Raw genomic sequence first — 16665 nt, forward strand, 5'->3', positions numbered from 1 at the left:
AGACGCGAGATTTTAATCCCATGCTTAAATTACCCATAGAAAAAATCAAAAAAACAGCACCCGGAATGGATGCTGTTTTCTATTAAAAATTTTGTGATTAGGGAATATGAGTTCCCGGAGCAATTTGTGCATTTTTCTTCACCACCACAATTCCGTCTTTGATAGAATGGGTTTCGTAATCGCCATCGGGAAGATGTTTACCTCCGATGATTCGCACATTGTCACCAATGCTGCAGTTTTTGTCGAGAATTGCACGTTCGATGTAGCAATATTTACCAACGCCGAGATTTGGTTTTCCCACACTGTCATTGGAAACAATTTCATTTGTGTCCTGATAATAATCTGCTCCCATCATGTACGTATTCATCAAGGTACTTCCTCTGTCGATGCGGCTTCTGTTGCCTACAATCGAATTTTCAATTTTATCCGCCATCACAATACATCCATCGCCGAAAATGGCTTTACTTACATAAGAACCCAAAATTTTTGAAGGCGGAAGCATTCTCGCTCTCGTGTAAACCGGCGCTTTTGTAAATAAATTGAATTTCGGGAAATCCCGCGTCAAATCCAGGTTTGCATCGAAGAAGGATTGAATGGTTCCAATATCCGTCCAATAGCCGTCGTATTGAAAACTTAAAGTTTTGTAAGTTCCAATACCGTTCGGAATCAGTTCGCCACCGAAGTCATCGCCCGGATCTTCTGCAAACATTTTTTTGAGGACATTTTTGCTAAAGACGTAAATACCCATTGAAGCGAGATATTCTTTACCTTCAGACTTGCTTTTTTCTGAAACTTCAGATTTCCAGTCGGGTAATAAATCGGTTGAAGGTTTTTCAATAAAAGACGTGATATTTCCTTCATCATCCGATTTTAGAATTCCAAAACCTGGAGCGTCGTGTGAATTCACGGGAATGGTTGCAATGGTGATATCACCTTCATTTTTGCAGTGGAAATCAATCATTTCGCGAAAATCCATCTGATAAAGTTGGTCACCCGAAAGAATCAAAATATAGTCGTACTCGTACTTATCAAGGTGTTTCATCGATTGTCGCACCGCATCGGCTGTTCCTTGATACCACTGATCGTTTTCCACATTTTGTTCTGCTGCCAAAATATCTACAAATCCTTTACTGAAAATATCGAAGTGGTAAGAATTTTTGATGTGCGAGTTCAAAGAAGCAGAATTAAACTGCGTTAAAACCATAATTCTGTTATAACCCGAATTCAGACAGTTAGATATCGGAATATCGACCAACCTGTATTTTCCTGCAATGGGAACCGCAGGTTTCGAACGCGAATACGTTAATGGGAACAATCGTGTCCCTCTTCCACCACCGAGAACTATTGAGATTACGCTGGGTTTCATCGTTTATTTTTTTGTTATTAATTTATCAGCTTGAGACATAACAATATTACTGATTTTTAGCCATTGAGCAAAATAAAATTACATGATAATTCATGGTTTTTCGCTCCCTCTTTTAATTTCAAAAAATTAAGACAAAACACGGAAAAGTCATCAGAATAACCAAACAAAAAAAACTCCCTCAAATTGGACTGCCCCCAAAAAGTTAGACACTTTTTAGGGGCATTTTTATTATGGGAGAATCAAAGTATAGTTTAGAATTTAAGGTGAGTTGTGTGGAGAAGATTAAGAAAAATGATCTGTCGATCCACTCTTTGGCACAGGAAGTAGGTTTGGATGCGACGGTTGTTCGCAAATGGAAAAGGTTTTATGATTTGTACGGAATTGAAGGACTGCAACGCAGAAGCAATCGCCGTTATGACGTAAAATTTAAGTTAAGAGTTTTGGAAACGATCAAGGCACAAGACTTATCTCTAAAGCAAGCTGCTGCACGGTTTAATATCGCTGCAGAATCCAGCATCACCAATTGGCGGAGCGCTTACGAAAAAAGTGGTATTTTAGGGTTACAGAATAAACCCAAAGGAAGACCAGCAATTATGAGCGATTACCAACGTAAAAAGAAAAAGTCTGGCAAACCATTGACCAGGGAAGAAGAATTGTTACTGGAAAATGAAAGACTGCGAGCCGAAATCGATTTTCTAAAAAAGTTAGACGCCTTAACTCTCAAAAAGAACAAGCAAAAGCCATCGAAGAGTTAAGGCCTAAATACAATCTGTCCGTATTATTGGATTGTACCGGGATGGCGAGAAGCAGTTTCTATTATCATCAAAACAAGGCTCAAACCGACAAATATTCGGACGTAAAAACAATGATAAAACAGATTTATCATCAACACAAAGGAAGGTTTGGATACCGGCGTATTACTTTGACAATGAGAGATAAAGGAATTATTATCAATCATAAAACAGTATTGAGATTAATGAAATCGCTAGGACTGAAAAGCATTATACGGGTAAAGAAATACAAATCTTACCGTGGAGAACAAGGAAAAATAGCACCCAATATTTTGAAAAGAAATTTCAAAGCCGACCAGCCGAACACGAAGTGGGCAACCGATGTAACGGAATTTAATGTCTCGGGAAATAAGCTCTATTTATCTCCGATAATCGATTTATTCAACGGTGAAATCATCAGCTATAATCTCTCAGAAAGGCCTGTCTTTGCACAGATTACAGATATGCTGAAAAAGGGTTTAAAGAAAATTAAAAATACAGAAAACATCATTTTACATTCAGACCAAGGTTGGCAATATCAAATGAAAGCTTATCAAAATATATTAAAAGAAAAAGGAATTGTTCAAAGTATGTCCCGAAAAGGGAACTGTCTGGACAATGCCATAATCGAAAATTTCTTCGGAACATTGAAGTCTGAAATGTTTTATACCAAAAAGTTTGGTTCTATCGACGAACTCAGGAAAGAAATAAAAGAATACATTGATTATTACAACAACGACAGAATAAGGCTTAATTTAAAAGGAAAGAGCCCGGTACAGTACCGAACTCTTTCCTTTAATAATATTGTTTAATTTTGTCTAAACTTTTGGGTGCAGTCTAAATATGAGGGAGTTTTGCGATCCGGACGGGACTTAAAAACGTTTGGTTTTGCCTTTTGCAATGGGCGTTTATAAATTGTGTTTCTAAAAGGACACCGAATTTTCCCCCTCCTATTTTATTACGTTTTGTAACATCTTGTAGGTTTATCAAAGATAAGAAATTAATAAAACATGTGCAATAAATGTATAGGTTAATCGCGGATTAATTCTTTTACGATTTCTGCTTGCAGACCGGCATATTGGCAGAATTCTTCTATGGTGATAAACTGATGTTCCTCCTCTCCTAGTTTTTGTTTGATGCGCTGGATAAGATCGCGGGAAAAGCGTTCGCTTTTTCCTGTGATTCTTACGATATCTTTCGGGTAGATGCAGAGTCTTTGAGGCGGTCGTTTCATACTCTATCCTTGGTTTTGGGTTGGAGTTGCTATACTGATTCTGCGGTGACTATGCAAAGGTAAAATTATTCTTTTTCCTACTAAATAGGAAACTTGTGTCCTTTTCGGCAAAAAGCGTCGTTATCGGCACGGAAACTTGCTCTGCATATTTGTTTTGCAAAATTTTGTCTTGTGAATTCACCAAGATTTGAGAGAATGAACCTCATCATTCTAAAATCAATTTTTTAAAATTTAAGAAAATGGCTAGACAAAGCAGTATTATCAAACTGAAAGGCACTATTGGTGGTGTAATGTTCTATAGTCTCCACTTGGTTCTCCGTGAACAGCAACAATCATTGTATAGAGTACTCATATCAGTATAAACTTATCCCAAAAGAGGATTCTTTTCCAAGTCCACGCTTTCCAAACAATGAAGAATGTAAGAGTACTCTCCAAAAAAGCAAGCATTACATAAAAAATGCGCCATTCTGAAATGGATGAAATACCAATAAGGAATGTAAATAAAGCAAGGAATCCCGCAATTGAGATATTTAAAATTCTGTTGATTTTAGGTTTTAAAATCAATGAGAGAAATATCATCAATGAAGGAACTGTGAGAAGTATGGTTGCATAAAGCAATTTGTATGGTGTATTCAATAAATTTTCACCACTAATTAATCCTTCAACTTTTCGGGGAACATACAGCTCAAAATAATCTGCGTAAATGTAGAGGAACATTACCGAAGTCCACAAACCGGACAATAAAATTTTAATATTAATCTTAAAATCTTCAAATTCTGTTTTTTTTGTTTTCATTATAATTTTTTTTGATTTTTTTATACCAATTACTAATAGCCATAAACAAATCCCAATCTCCGCAACAGAAGGAATTTTACCGATAATTCTTGAAATTCCTATATCTTGATAATTCGCAAATAAAGTATTGCCGAAAAAATTAATAACATAACCGAAGCATCCCAACATTAAAAGAATTCCGAATATTTTAGGAATAAAACCAGATTTGTAAACCAAATAACCGAAAGGAAACAACCAAAGTCCCCAAAAAAATGTAGAGATAAAAATTCCGTATTCGTATCGATTAAGATGAAACATAACCAAAGATTGCAGTTGAGATTCATTATAAATTTTTAGATACTCTTCCTTGTGAATGATATCTAAAATAATATACTTACTATAAAGATTAAAAAACGAAATAGGGATACTCACCAATACAGAAACCACCATAAAATTGGCAACAAATTGATTGACAGTTTTCAACAATTCTCTTAAAACCAAAGGCAAGAAAATAAAAGCCAAATAACAGAGTACACTCGAAAAAACCCCAATTCGGTAAAGGTTTTCATTTTTGAGAATATTATTAAAAGTTGCTACTTTATCTTCCCAAACTATTAATTGTTTTGGTATATATCCTAAACTTACAATTCCTGTTATAACTACGATTAAATAAAGAATTCCTGCAATTCTTGCTGTCCTTTTATTTGAACCGAAATTTGTATCGTTTTCAAAAATTCCTACCATTCCTTTATATTAATAAAATCAATCTTTACACGAAGTTTTAACATTTTGCATCAAAAAATAATGCGCTATACAAAAATGAAAGAATATAATTTAAAGTGCTCTTGACTTTTGTTAGGAAAATAAAAAATCTTCTAAATTTTAGAAGATTTTGCTATTATTTGTTTAATTTTTTTCTGATTCTGCTTAAACTTTCGGGTTTCATTCCTAGAAGTGATGCAATGTATTGTATCGGGACATTTTGAACAATCTGTGGAGCTTCTCTTAATAATTTCACATACCGTTCTTCTGCACTTAAAGTAGCCAACTCAAATGCTTTTCGATTTTTTTCTTCAATGATGTTTTGAAATAACTGAATGGTGTATTGTTTTACGGATATACCTTTTTCAAAAACAGTATCCATATCGTCTCTTTTAATTCTCAGTATTTTGCAGTCCGTAATTGTTTGCAGAGTTTCTGTGGCAGGTTTCCTCTCCATCAAACTCATGTAAGAAGCAATAAAACGAGGTTCACTATTGATTTCTACCGTAATTTCATTCCCATCAACGTCAGTATGAAATTTACGCATAAACCCTGATAAAATGTAATTTTGATACTGTGGAATTTCACCTTGCTTTTCATACAATGTATTTTTTGGCAACTCAAAATATTCAAAATACTGATAGCAAAGTTCCCTATCAATATCGTGCATAGGATAAACTTCACTTAGTTTGTTGCAGAAAAAGTTAAAAATCCCGACCTCTATCATATGCGAATAGTATGCGCATATCTAAAATTGTTATAAAACTCGTTATACAAATGGTCTATATTTCAGAATAGTAATTTTATTGAGACCAAAAAAATCAAAAACCCCGCAGATTGGAAATCTTTTTCGGGATTTAAGATTTTGCAGCTAACATAGTCTATCTTAGTAAATATGCACCAAAACTATTGTAACCGCCATAAGATCCGTCTATGGTAATTGCAACACCAGAAATATTTGTCAGCTGTACTTCTACGTAGTCATTTTCATTTAGCAATGCATTAGCAGAAAAACTTATCGTAGGAAGCGTGACTTGGTTAGTTCCTGTTCCCGGCAAAATGTAATCTTGTATGCTTTCTGTACCATTCTTTAAAAGTGTAATTCTTACATAGTCATTCCAAGCAGAACCAGAAGCAATCCCAGAATTATTTACTAATTTTAAATTCACATCAAAATGATAATAGCCATTTTTGGGAACGTAATATTTATTGTTTTGGAAAATACCGCCATTATTATCAAATTGTACAGTACCATAATAACTATTTTGGAAGATCTGGTTAGTTGATTTTTTTGCAATTAGCAGGTAAGTGTTGCTATAATTTTCCTGCCAAGTTGCATTTCCATTAGCGTCAGAAGTGAGAACTTTTCCGTTTCCAGGAGAACCACTTGTAATTTTGAGCGCTCCGTTGATTTCTGTACCTCCGGTTCCGGTTTGCAATGCCAATCCTGATAAGCTGCTGAAGTATCCTCCGATTCCATCGTCTGATGTTCCAGAAACACCAATTCCTGCAAAAATAGAGCTTCCTTTCACACCAGTTCCTGTATTAGAACTTCCTTGTACTCCTATACTATTTGAACCCGACGAACTTCCACTTATTCCGACTCCACCATTACCATTATTGTAGTAGTTTGAAACTTGAAATGCAACATTGGAAGTGTTGCCAGAACCTGAATAAGGCAAAGAAAATCCTGATGAGGATGTTTGCCAAGTTGCATTTCCAGAAGCGTCAGATGTTAAAACTTTTCCTGCTCCAGCCCCGTTGGTCATTTGGAAATCGGTGGTTTTTGTTTTTCCGCTAACTACCAGTCTTTCCGTAGGATTGGTCATTCCAATCCCAACGTTTCCAGAGTTGGCATTATAAATATTGTTCCCAGAAACATACCACTGCGAAGATCCGGAAGCACTTCCTGCAGAATTGGCATACATTGCATACGGAACACTCAATAATTGCGAAGTTCCTGCAATCGTGTAATTGGTTCCGCCAGATGGATCGGTTTCTGTTTTCAGATAAAAATTTCCTGATGACCAGTTGATTGCAGAGAAATTTCCTGCAAAAACGGTTCCGCTGCCTATTTGCAAAGTTAAAAGTCCGTTTACGTTGGTAGTTCCGTTATGGGTTTCGGCATATACCAAATTTCCGGTAGGTGATCCCTGCAAAATACTTACATATACAGATACATTTTGGTTTTGGATTAATTGTCCCGAAGCATTTCTAATAATGGCTTGGTAACTCATTTTTTGAGGTGCTTGTGCATAGGAAAACAATATTCCTAAAAAAAGTAATATAATTGAAATTGATTTTTTCATGATGTTAATTTTGTTAATTTTTTTTTTATAAATTGTTTCAGTCAGATATTTTGTGTCCTCTAACTACAAATTTGTAATATGACATGGTGGAAGCCCCATCAAAATTATTTACATTAAACCAAATGGATTTTGGAGAAGAAATATAAACTTCGAGAGATGCATAAAAATATTTTACGTTACTGGTGTTGTCAATAGGTATTTGATCTAAAACGAAATTTGAATCCATAGAAACACTATAAAAAATAGATGTCAATGCCGTTGGATTCCCATACCCACTGAATTCGAAATGATAAAGCCCTGGGTTATTGATATTTACGATTAAACTTTTTTTGGGGTTGGAATAGGACGCCTGGCTTCCTGCAATTACAGTTCCTGTGTTATAAATTGTTTCTAGAATTCCATCATTTGTATTTCCTGCTTTCTTATACAAAAAGAATTGAAATCTTTCCAAATTGTTATAAGCAGATGATTTCCAACTTGCATTTCCACTTGCGTCAGAAGTCAACACTTTTCCAGCACCGGGATTTCCACCAGCAATTTTAACTGTTCCAGCAATATCTATATTCCCATTGGCTTTAACAGCCAGACCTGTATTACTGCTAAATTCTCCACCTGGACCATCACTGGAAAATCCTGAAACTCCGGCATAGTTTCCATCGGTTTCAAATTCCCCGCCTTTTCCAGAGGAAGAAAATCCGTAAACAGCACTTCCACTTGAAGATTCTGCATGAACAGCATTACCGCTTTCCGCAGAAGCACTAACTGCAGTTCCCGCTCCCGAAGCATCTCCTACAATTGCCGTACTTCCAGTAGAAATGCCATTATTTGTAATTTTGAAAGCAGGATTATTCGTAGAAACAGTTCCACTGTAAGGAACAGAAAATCCATTAGAAGCGTTCCCCGCATTTTTAGCATATAAAGCATAGGGCACACTCAACAATCTTGAGGTGGAACTTATCGTATAATTGCTTCCTCCAGTAGGATCAATTTCAGTTTTTATGAAATACGGTGCGTTTGTACTCCAATCTATTGTAGAAAAATTACCTGTTAACGGAACTCCAGAACCAATACTAATACTAAAAAGTCCGTTTTGATTGGTTGTAGCGGTTTGATTCTCTACATAAACTGCAGTTCCTGTTTCATACGTTTGCAAAATTGAGATTTTTATCCCCACATTTTGATTAATAATCAGTGCGTTGCCAGCGTTTCTAACAACAGCCTGATAACTCATTGCATTAGGTGCTTGCGCGAGGGAATAGAAAATTCCTAAAAAAAGTAATATAATTGAAATTGATTTTTTCATGATGTCATTTTTTTATAATTTTAAATGTTTTGGTGTTTTTTCCATCTTGCATTACCTTCAAAATGTACATAGATTGAGGAAGCATACTCAAGTTAAGTTCGTTTTTTTTCTGGTTCAACTGTCCTTGTTTTATGAGTTTTCCTTGTGCATCATACAATAGAAATTCAGAATTCTTGTAAGACTCTTCATGGAAATCTACATACAGTACATCTTGTACGGGATTTGGATACAGGCTAATGTTTTTCACAAGATTCTGTGTTTCCGAAGTTGACAATGTGGTGATTTCATACGCTTGCTGAACACCTTCGCTTACCATTCCTGAAGACGAACTGTAAGCGTGATACGCGATTTGCCCCACAGAATAAGAAGCACTACCGCCGCTTCCATTTGAGTTTCCGCCAGAAGCAACAATGGCTTGCTGTGCTTGCATTTGACTGACTATTGAAATCAGAAAAAGGATTACTAAATTTTTCATGTCGTAAAATTTTTCATCAAAATTATTCCTTCGTAAAATTCAACAAAAGCAGAAATAGACAAAACGCATTTAAAATAGACGAATGAATTCTAATATTTTTTTCTAAATTTGATGAGAACTAAAACTAATGAAATCCCTAAACTGTATCATTGCGGATGATGACGAAATAGACCGGCTTTTGACATTATCTTTCGTCAAAAGGTTTCCCGAATTCAACATACTGGGATTTTGCTCCAACACAGAAGAAGCACTGGAAATTATCAACCAAAACAAGATTGATGTCTTATTTTTGGACATTGACATGCCCGGTTTGTCAGGAATTGAACTCCGTAAAAAAGCTGCAGATATTCCCGTTTGTATTTACATTACTTCGCATCCGGAATTTGCAGTAGAAAGTTTTGAACTGGACACATTGGATTTTTTAGTAAAACCCATTAAATTTCAAAGATTTGAGCAAACCGCAAATAGAATTTTTGATTTTTTTGAAATGCGGGAAAAAGCCCAACTTTTTGAAGCAAGTATCGGTGGCGACATCATCTACATAAAGGAAGGACACAACCAAATAAAGGTAAAAATGCATGAAATTCTCTATCTAGAAGCTTTGAAGGATTACACCAAAATTATTACTCCACAGAGAAAACACTGCGTGCTTGCCAGTATTGGAAATTTATTGAAAGAGAAACAATTTCAATCTTTCATTAGAATCCATAGGAGTTTTGCCGTGCAGAAAAATTTTATTGAGAAGATGATGACTTCGGAATTATTGCTTAACAACGGAACTCAAATTCCAATTGGCAGAAGTTACCGCGAGAATTTAAAATTTTTATAAAACCTGTTCTTAAAAAAATTGTTTAAAAGATGCTAAAAAAAATTTTCTTTTTCTTTTTTTTCAGCCATCTGATTTTTGCACAGATTCCTAAATCCAAGGATTCTCTGCAAATTTACCTCAATACCCAAGCAAAAGACACACTCTATATTCAGGCACTTAATGATTTTGCTTTCATAAACATTCAGGAAGGCGATTACGACAAAGCCGAACAAATGATTTCGCAAATGGAGCAACTTTCGCAAAAACTAAAATACAAAACAGGTTTTTACAAAGTTGCCAATATGAAAGGCGTAATCGAGTTCAGCAAGCAAAAACCCGAAAATGCCTTACTTTATTTTCAACAATGTTCAGAAATCATCAAAAAGTACAAGCTCGAAAAAAAATATTATCAAAATGTTCTGAATAATATTTTAATTATCTACGATCAATTGGGAGATCGGGAAAACGCTACGAAATACGCCATGGAACTCATTCATTTTCAGGAAAAAAACAAGTTGCATCCGCTGAAAACCAGTCCTTATGACCAAATCGGGAAAAATTTGAAATTCTATAAAAAATACGATGAAGCGTTGGTGTATTTCAGTAAATCTCTATTGATAGAAACACAAAACAAAAACCTCAGCGGAATGGCAATCTCCGAAAACAATATTGCTACTCTTTATGAGGATATGGATGAAAACACGGATGCAATTTCACACCTGAAAAAAGGGTTGCAATATGCCCAGAAAATTGACTATAAATTATTGCAAACCGATTTGCTTACCAATCTTGGAAGACTTTTTCAGAAACAAAATAATGACAAGGAAGCTGAAAAATATCTGTTGAAATCTGAAAAACTTTGTAGGGAACTCGATGCCAAGTCAAGCCTGAAAATCGTGTGTCAAAATTTGGGAGACCTTTATCAAAAAAAAGGTAAAGAACAACTCGCATTGAAATATTACAACGAAGCACTTCGTATTTCCAAAACCACTTCGGATCCACAACTTTCTTATTCTATTAATGATGTTTTGGCAAAATTGTATGCCAATAAGAACGATTTCAAAAGCGCCTACCAATTTCAGCAAGCCTCCATTTCTGCCAAAGATTCGTTATTCGAAATTAGGACGCAGGAAAACACCGAAAATCTTTTAAGAAAATATGAAGCCGAAAAAAAACAACAAGAAATAAAAACACTTACCGCCGAAAAAAACGTTCAAAAACTGCAAATAGAAGTCGCCGAAAAAAACAAAAAGTACTTCATTATAGGAAGTTTACTATTAGCAATTATCGGAGGAATGTTTTTTTACCAAGGCAGGAACCGGAAAATAGCAAATAAAAAACTGCAAATTTTGAACACAGAATTGGATAAAGCAAATAAAAATAAAGCACTATTTCTAGGAATCTTAAATCACGATTTGCGAAGTCCCGTTGCTTCTTTGGTAAATTTTTTGAAAATTCAGAAGAACAGTCCCGAATTGATGGATGAAGAAACCAGAAAACGTCTTAATTTGCAGGCGACAACTTCTGCCGAAAAACTGCTGAAAAACATGGAAGACCTTTTGCTTTGGTCTAAAAGTCAGATGGAAAAATTTGAAGTCCAAAGAAAAATATTCGCAGTTTCGGACCTGTTTTCAGACCTGAAAAATGAGTTTTCTTGGGTCGAAGAAACCATAATACACTTTCAAAATCCCGAAAATTTGGAATTAAATTCCGACAAGGAATTTCTGAAAACCATTTTGAGAAACCTTATTGCCAACTCGGCAAAAATTTTGACAGATAAAACAAACGGAAAAATTGTCTGCGCCGCAAAAAGCACAGGAAACACTGTGGAAATCTCCATAAAAGACAACGGTGGCGGGAGCGATTTGGAAAAATTCAGCGCGTTATACAACGATCAGGGAAAAATTGGCATCAAAAACGGTCTTGGTCTGCACGTAATACGGGATTTGTGCAAAGCAATAAACGCTGAAATCAAAGTAAATTCCGACAAGATAATCGGGGAAACGGAGGTGGTCGTTTATATGAGAAAAATTTAAACTTGCGTTGGGGTTGGAAAAAAGAGTTTAAAACCAATCCTAAACAAAAGCACTCACAAGATATTCAATCTCTGAATAAGCCCGTGAACAGGTTCATTTTCAAACTTTCCAGTGACCTTTATCAAACCTTTTTACAGGTCACTTAATAGATCACTTTCAGACTATGAAAAATTGGCTCAATTTGGTACCGACATAAAAAAAATGCAGTAAAACCTCTATTTTACTGCATTTTGTATTACTTTGTTGTAATATTTGCGATCCGGACGGGACTCGAACCCGCGACCTCCGCCGTGACAGGGCGGCATTCTAACCAGCTGAACTACCGGATCAATTTTTTTTGAAAAGTAAATTGTAAAACTTTTGCGATCCGGACGGGACTTGTATTATCTTAATTTTTTCTTTATTCATAATACTTTCAGAAAGTATTAAAATTAAGGTAACCTAAACTGACCCCTCCTATTTTTTATCAATTGGATACAAATCGTATGAGTGCAAATGTAGTAAAATTATTCAATTCTGCAAAGAACTTATTCATTTTTTGCATAGGTTAATTTTTTATGAGTTCCTGTACCTTTTCAACTTTGAAGCCTGCATAGTGGCAGAACTCCTCTATTGTTATAAATTGATGTTCTTTTTTGTCCAAGGCAATTCTGATACGATGGATTAGGTCACGGGAAAAGCGTTCGCTTTTGCCGGTGATTCTTACGATGTCTTTCGGGTAGATGCAGAGTCTTTGGGGTGGCTTTTTCATACTCTATCCTTGCTTTTGGTTGGGAGTTGCTATACGGATTCTGCGGTGACTCTGCAAATGTAAAATTATTCATTTTGTTTCTGATATAGAAACTTTTTGCGGTTTCGGCAAAAAGTGTCGTGATCGGCACGGAAACTTGCTCCACATCTTTGTTTTGCGAAATTTTGCCCTGTGAATTCACAAAGGTTTGAGAAAATGAACCTTCCCCGAAGGAGAAGGGAGAAAGAGGAAAATCATTTTTATTATCAATTTTTTAAAATTAAACAAAATGGCAAGGCAAAGTAGTATTATCAAACTGAAAGGCACTATTGGCGGTGTAACTTTCTACAAGTCCAAAGATGGTTATTTGGCAAGGGAAAAAGGCGGTGTTGATGCATCTAGAATTAAGAATGACCCTGCATTTCAAAGAACCCGAGAAAACGGTTCGGAGTTCGGGCGTGCAGGAAATGCAGGAAAAGTTTTGCGAAACTCTATCAGGGTTTTGTTGTTGAAGGCTTCTGATTACAGAATGGTAAGCAGATTGACGCGTGATATGGTTAAGGTTATCCAAATGGATGCGACCAATCCGAGAGGTCAAAGAAATGTGATCGATGGCGAAGCAGAACTTTTGCAGGGTTTTGAATTTAATGTGAACGGAAAATTGGGGACTACTCTTTTTGCACCGTTTGCTGTGACCTTGGACAGAGTAACCGGTGATGCAAAAGCAGAAATTGAAGGATTTACTCCGGAGGTTTCTATCGCTGCTCCGGGAGGAACTACCCACTTCAAAATTCTTTCCGGTGCGATGGGAATTGACTTTGAAAACCAAGTTTTCGAAGCAAAATTGAGCGAAAGCGTTATTCATCCTTGGGATGGAACTGCGGTTGCCCCACTTACTCTAGAGAATAACCTTACGGCAAATTCAACGCATCCGTTGTTTTTTGTTTTGGGAATTGAATTCTATCAGGAAGTGAATGGCGAAAAATATCCGTTGAAAAACGGAGCATTTAATGCGCTGCAGATTGTAAAAGTTGTTGGAACTTAATTTCATTTCTTCATCATGAAATTGGAATTATTTCGGCAATATTTTCCAAACGGAACGAATGGGGAACTTTTCTTTAATGGTAAAAAAGTCTGCGATACTATTGAGTTGCCTTGGAAAGAAAACCACAGAAAAATTTCCTGTGTTCCGGAAGGAGTTTACAGAGTCAGGAAAAGGTTCAGTCAAAGATTTAAGTGGCATTTGGAAATTATTGATGTTAAAAACAGAGACCTCATCCTGTTTCATCCTGCCAATAACGCACTTAAAGAATTGAATGGCTGTATTGCTCCCGTAAGCGAAATTTCGGGAGAAGGTAAAGGGATCCGCTCTCGGATTGCTTTTGATAAGTTGAAGGAAATCCTGTTTCCGTTTTTGGAGAAAGGATTTGTAATTGCATTAACCATTAAAAGACCATAGAAATGGGAAAAATAATTGAAAGAATGCTCGAACCTACGCCAAAATTTTTTAAGATTTTGAGAAATGTGGGCTTGGCTCTCACGGCTGTAAGTGGCGTGCTTGCTACGGCTCCAATATCGCTTCCTGCGGTTGTTGTTACGGTTGCAGGATATTTGACCGTTGCAGGCGGAATTGCGAGCGCGGTAAGTCAGGCAGCGGTTTATCGGGACGAGTAAGTGTATGAATGTTGTGGATAACTCCACGAAAGCGAGCACGGCTTTCGGAACATTAATCACTATATTTGCGAATATCAGTCACAACGATTTGCTGAAAACCATGATTCTTGCAGCAGTTGGTGGCGCTTCAAGTTTTTTGGCAACGCTGGTGGTGAAATTTTTGATCTGCAAACTAAAAAATATTCGTTCCAAACAAAAGTTGTGGTGACTTGGGAACAAAAAAGGCCTTCCGGTTTCGGAAGGCTTTTGTTGTTAAATTAGATTGATAAATAATACTTTCTAATTAACGAATGCCGCAACTGCTGCAAGAGTTGCATCTGTTTGTGCGTTTTCTGCTCCAATTCCCAAGTGGACTTGATTTTCTGAACCATTTCGGGCGTTTTGCAGGACTTTTCAAAGGCGGGTTGTATGAAGTTCCGCATCAGGCTTTTCAGGTCGCAAAGGCGGAGCATTTCGATGACGCTTCCGCAAAGGTGTGGATGGAAGAAGCCGTGCTTCCAAAATGCATAAAATGTCCAATAGTAGGTTTCGAGTTCCTGCGAACTTGTAACATAAATGATGTGGCAGTTTGGGCAGGGTTCAAACATCGGTTTTCCTGCATTTCTTCCTCTTGAAAGGATGTAAAGAGCCGTTTTCGGGGCTGGACTGTGGACTGAGTACGTCCGTACTTTGTGTGCGAGCATAATTTTGGTTTAAAAAATTTTGCTCCGCGAAATATTAACTAAAAGAAAAAAAAGAAAAAAAGAAAGTGCTCCACCCTCGTGGAAGGAAAATGCGATGCAATATTTTTTTGCAAAAAAGATGGACGTACTATTTTTCACGGCTATCTTTTTTTTCAAAAAACCCTTTAGGGCTTGATATTGTCAGCGCATTTTTCCTGACAACAGAAATTTACTTTCTTTTTTTTTATTTTTTCTTATTCCGAACTTTCTACGAAGGAAATTCCAAAACATCGATTGATGGGGATAATTGCTTGTGACAACTGCACTCAAAGCGAGGAAAAGCGATGGAAAAGACAGGTGCATAGTGCTGTGAATACTTGGAACAGTGCTATGCTCCTGTGCGCGGTGACGGAAGTGTATAGACGGCAGAGAAAAACGGTTGTTCAGCAACCGTAAAGTGAATGACGGCTATATACTGGAGGAACTTGGGAAAGCGTTGGCAAACCGGGGAAACAGACTCGCAGGAAAATGGTACCTTACATCAGAGTCAAGATACGAGAACCGAGATGCAAGACGGAATGGTAACAAGCGGTTGCAAAGACAGTGGTATGGAATGCTGAAAGAAAATGCTTTGCTTAGGAATTTTCAGCACGCGCCACAAACACACTACAAACCTTTGCCTATGAAACTGAAGTGTTTTTGGTGTGTGGTGAAAATATGGTGGCTGCCGAAAGTATTTTCTTCAGTATGGAATACTACTGTGTGCGGTGACGAAAGCGACTGTATTGCCACTAAACTTTTCCGCTGAAAAAAAGCAATACAGTGGCTGTAGGAACTTGGGAAATCCCGAAACTCTCAGCACCATTTTTCTGCATCCTTAGCAGGGTTGGTGGGGAATTGTTGGTTTTTGATTGGAGGACTGAACGTGTAAATGATAACTGCACGAGCGGCTGGAAGGCGTTAGCGCAAAAGGGCTTCACCCGTTGCAAGGAAAGCATTTTACATAATCTCAAATTATAGGCACTGATGGATTTTGCCAGTAACGAAGCCTGCGGAGTGGAAGGCAACGTTTTGCGATGGATGTGCGTATAATTTTGATTATGTAACTTGCTGTGGCAGAGCGGAGATTATTAAGACATCCAACTATTTAGATAGAGAAACTTATCTATTTCGTCATTCATCAATGCATAAGTGAAATAATGGAGAGGGTTCAAGAAATATAAAAAACTTCTAATGATATCTTTATGGCTGTATTCTTCAATTAAAGAAAAAGTAGAATAATACTCTAAAAAATTCCTGTCATAATGTGCAACAGATTTATTTCTAATTTTAGGCATTATTTCGTCATAATCAAATTCATATTTAAATTCTGCCAATTCTCTGTTAAGCATATCAAAGAAAGTATGAAAAAACTGTTCATAATCCTTTTTTACAGTTTTATAAATTTCTCCTTTAAATTTGTAATATGTATTAATTGTCTCATATGCTATTAGATAAGCAATTTTAATGTTATAATAATTTTCCCATTCAGATTTAGATCTCTGAAGATTTCTATAAACACATAGCCAATCTATATAACTGGTCGTTACAAAACAAAAAAATTCAACTTTGAGTTTATGAGCTTTTGCCAAATTCTTTACTTCATCATTATCATTTTCTAAAAACAGTTCGGTTTGTGCAATTTCATCAACACATTTTTTAAGCTCAATTTCATAATGATTAATTTTTTCATCTACTTCTTTAAAAGTCATTATCTTCATCA

General features: G+C 36.3%; 16 protein-coding genes, 1 tRNA gene and 1 pseudogene. 8 read left to right on the plus strand and 10 right to left on the minus strand.

All coding sequences use genetic code 11. The features are described from left to right. Positions 1–97 precede the first annotated feature (97 nt). On the minus strand, positions 98–1366 hold the full coding sequence (locus tag J4771_RS04925; protein ID WP_224137011.1) for a glucose-1-phosphate adenylyltransferase: 1269 nt from the start codon (positions 1364–1366) through the stop codon (positions 98–100). A 230-nt stretch (positions 1367–1596) separates the two neighbouring features. Between J4771_RS04925 and J4771_RS13300 the strand changes: the two are divergent. Further along, a pseudogene (locus J4771_RS13300) lies at positions 1597–2948 on the plus strand (IS3 family transposase). Positions 2949–3166: 218 nt separating this feature from the next. Here J4771_RS13300 and J4771_RS04940 read toward each other — a convergent pair. The 6 genes from J4771_RS04940 to J4771_RS04965 form a co-directional block, all read right to left on the minus strand. Further along, on the minus strand, positions 3167–3370 hold the full coding sequence (locus J4771_RS04940; RefSeq protein WP_224137013.1) for a hypothetical protein: 204 nt from the start codon (positions 3368–3370) through the stop codon (positions 3167–3169). Between the two features lie 348 nt (positions 3371–3718). After that, positions 3719–4888 (minus strand): DUF4386 family protein, encoded by a 1170-nt coding sequence (locus J4771_RS04945; RefSeq protein ID WP_224137015.1) that lies wholly within the window; start codon positions 4886–4888, stop codon positions 3719–3721. Between the two features lie 154 nt (positions 4889–5042). After that, entirely contained in the window at positions 5043–5633 is a 591-nt protein-coding gene (locus tag J4771_RS04950; protein WP_224137017.1) for a Crp/Fnr family transcriptional regulator, read from the minus strand. Between the two features lie 154 nt (positions 5634–5787). Next, on the minus strand, positions 5788–7215 hold the full coding sequence (locus J4771_RS04955) for an autotransporter outer membrane beta-barrel domain-containing protein (RefSeq protein ID WP_224137019.1): 1428 nt from the start codon (positions 7213–7215) through the stop codon (positions 5788–5790). 37 nt (positions 7216–7252) lie between these two features. After that, entirely contained in the window at positions 7253–8518 is a 1266-nt protein-coding gene (locus tag J4771_RS04960; protein ID WP_224137021.1) for a hypothetical protein, read from the minus strand. A 4-nt stretch (positions 8519–8522) separates the two neighbouring features. Continuing rightward, entirely contained in the window at positions 8523–8993 is a 471-nt protein-coding gene (locus tag J4771_RS04965) for a T9SS type A sorting domain-containing protein (RefSeq protein WP_224137023.1), read from the minus strand. A gap of 127 nt (positions 8994–9120) precedes the next feature. Between J4771_RS04965 and J4771_RS04970 the strand changes: the two genes are divergently transcribed. Further along, complete coding sequence (locus J4771_RS04970) at positions 9121–9822, plus strand: LytR/AlgR family response regulator transcription factor (RefSeq protein WP_224137025.1); 702 nt, start codon at positions 9121–9123, stop codon at positions 9820–9822. A 29-nt stretch (positions 9823–9851) separates the two neighbouring features. Beyond that, positions 9852–11837: a tetratricopeptide repeat protein gene (locus tag J4771_RS04975; RefSeq protein ID WP_224137027.1), complete on the plus strand. Its 1986-nt coding sequence runs from the start codon at positions 9852–9854 to the stop codon at positions 11835–11837. A gap of 255 nt (positions 11838–12092) precedes the next feature. On the opposite strand, the gene J4771_RS04980 is transcribed toward J4771_RS04975, so the two are convergent. Then, positions 12093–12166: transfer RNA gene (locus tag J4771_RS04980), tRNA-Asp, on the minus strand. A 690-nt stretch (positions 12167–12856) separates the two neighbouring features. Here J4771_RS04980 and J4771_RS04990 point away from each other — a divergent pair. Genes J4771_RS04990 through J4771_RS05005 form a run of 4 tightly spaced genes read left to right on the plus strand, consistent with a single transcriptional unit; the run spans position 12857 to position 14449 of the window. Then, positions 12857–13612 (plus strand): hypothetical protein, encoded by a 756-nt coding sequence (locus J4771_RS04990; protein WP_224137031.1) that lies wholly within the window; start codon positions 12857–12859, stop codon positions 13610–13612. Between the two features lie 15 nt (positions 13613–13627). Then, the gene (locus J4771_RS04995; protein ID WP_224137033.1) at positions 13628–14026 is read left to right on the plus strand and encodes a DUF5675 family protein; all 399 of its coding nucleotides are present in this window, start codon (positions 13628–13630) and stop codon (positions 14024–14026) included. 2 nt (positions 14027–14028) lie between these two features. Continuing rightward, positions 14029–14241 (plus strand): hypothetical protein, encoded by a 213-nt coding sequence (locus J4771_RS05000; protein WP_224137035.1) that lies wholly within the window; start codon positions 14029–14031, stop codon positions 14239–14241. Positions 14242–14245: 4 nt separating this feature from the next. Beyond that, complete coding sequence (locus J4771_RS05005; RefSeq protein ID WP_224137037.1) at positions 14246–14449, plus strand: hypothetical protein; 204 nt, start codon at positions 14246–14248, stop codon at positions 14447–14449. Positions 14450–14498: 49 nt separating this feature from the next. Here J4771_RS05005 and J4771_RS05010 read toward each other — a convergent pair whose 3' ends face one another. Further along, complete coding sequence (locus J4771_RS05010) at positions 14499–14924, minus strand: DUF6943 family protein (RefSeq protein WP_224137039.1); 426 nt, start codon at positions 14922–14924, stop codon at positions 14499–14501. A gap of 418 nt (positions 14925–15342) precedes the next feature. Here J4771_RS05010 and J4771_RS05015 point away from each other — a divergent pair, with 418 nt between their 5' ends. Next, positions 15343–15711, plus strand: a complete 369-nt coding sequence (locus tag J4771_RS05015) for a hypothetical protein (protein WP_224137040.1) — start codon at positions 15343–15345, stop codon at positions 15709–15711. A gap of 322 nt (positions 15712–16033) precedes the next feature. Here J4771_RS05015 and J4771_RS05020 read toward each other — a convergent pair whose 3' ends face one another. Next, positions 16034–16663 (minus strand): hypothetical protein, encoded by a 630-nt coding sequence (locus tag J4771_RS05020; protein ID WP_224137042.1) that lies wholly within the window; start codon positions 16661–16663, stop codon positions 16034–16036. Between the last annotated feature and the right edge of the window lie 2 nt (positions 16664–16665).

The organism is Candidatus Kaistella beijingensis (assembly GCF_020084865.1).
GTDB lineage: Bacteria > Bacteroidota > Bacteroidia > Flavobacteriales > Weeksellaceae > Kaistella > Kaistella beijingensis.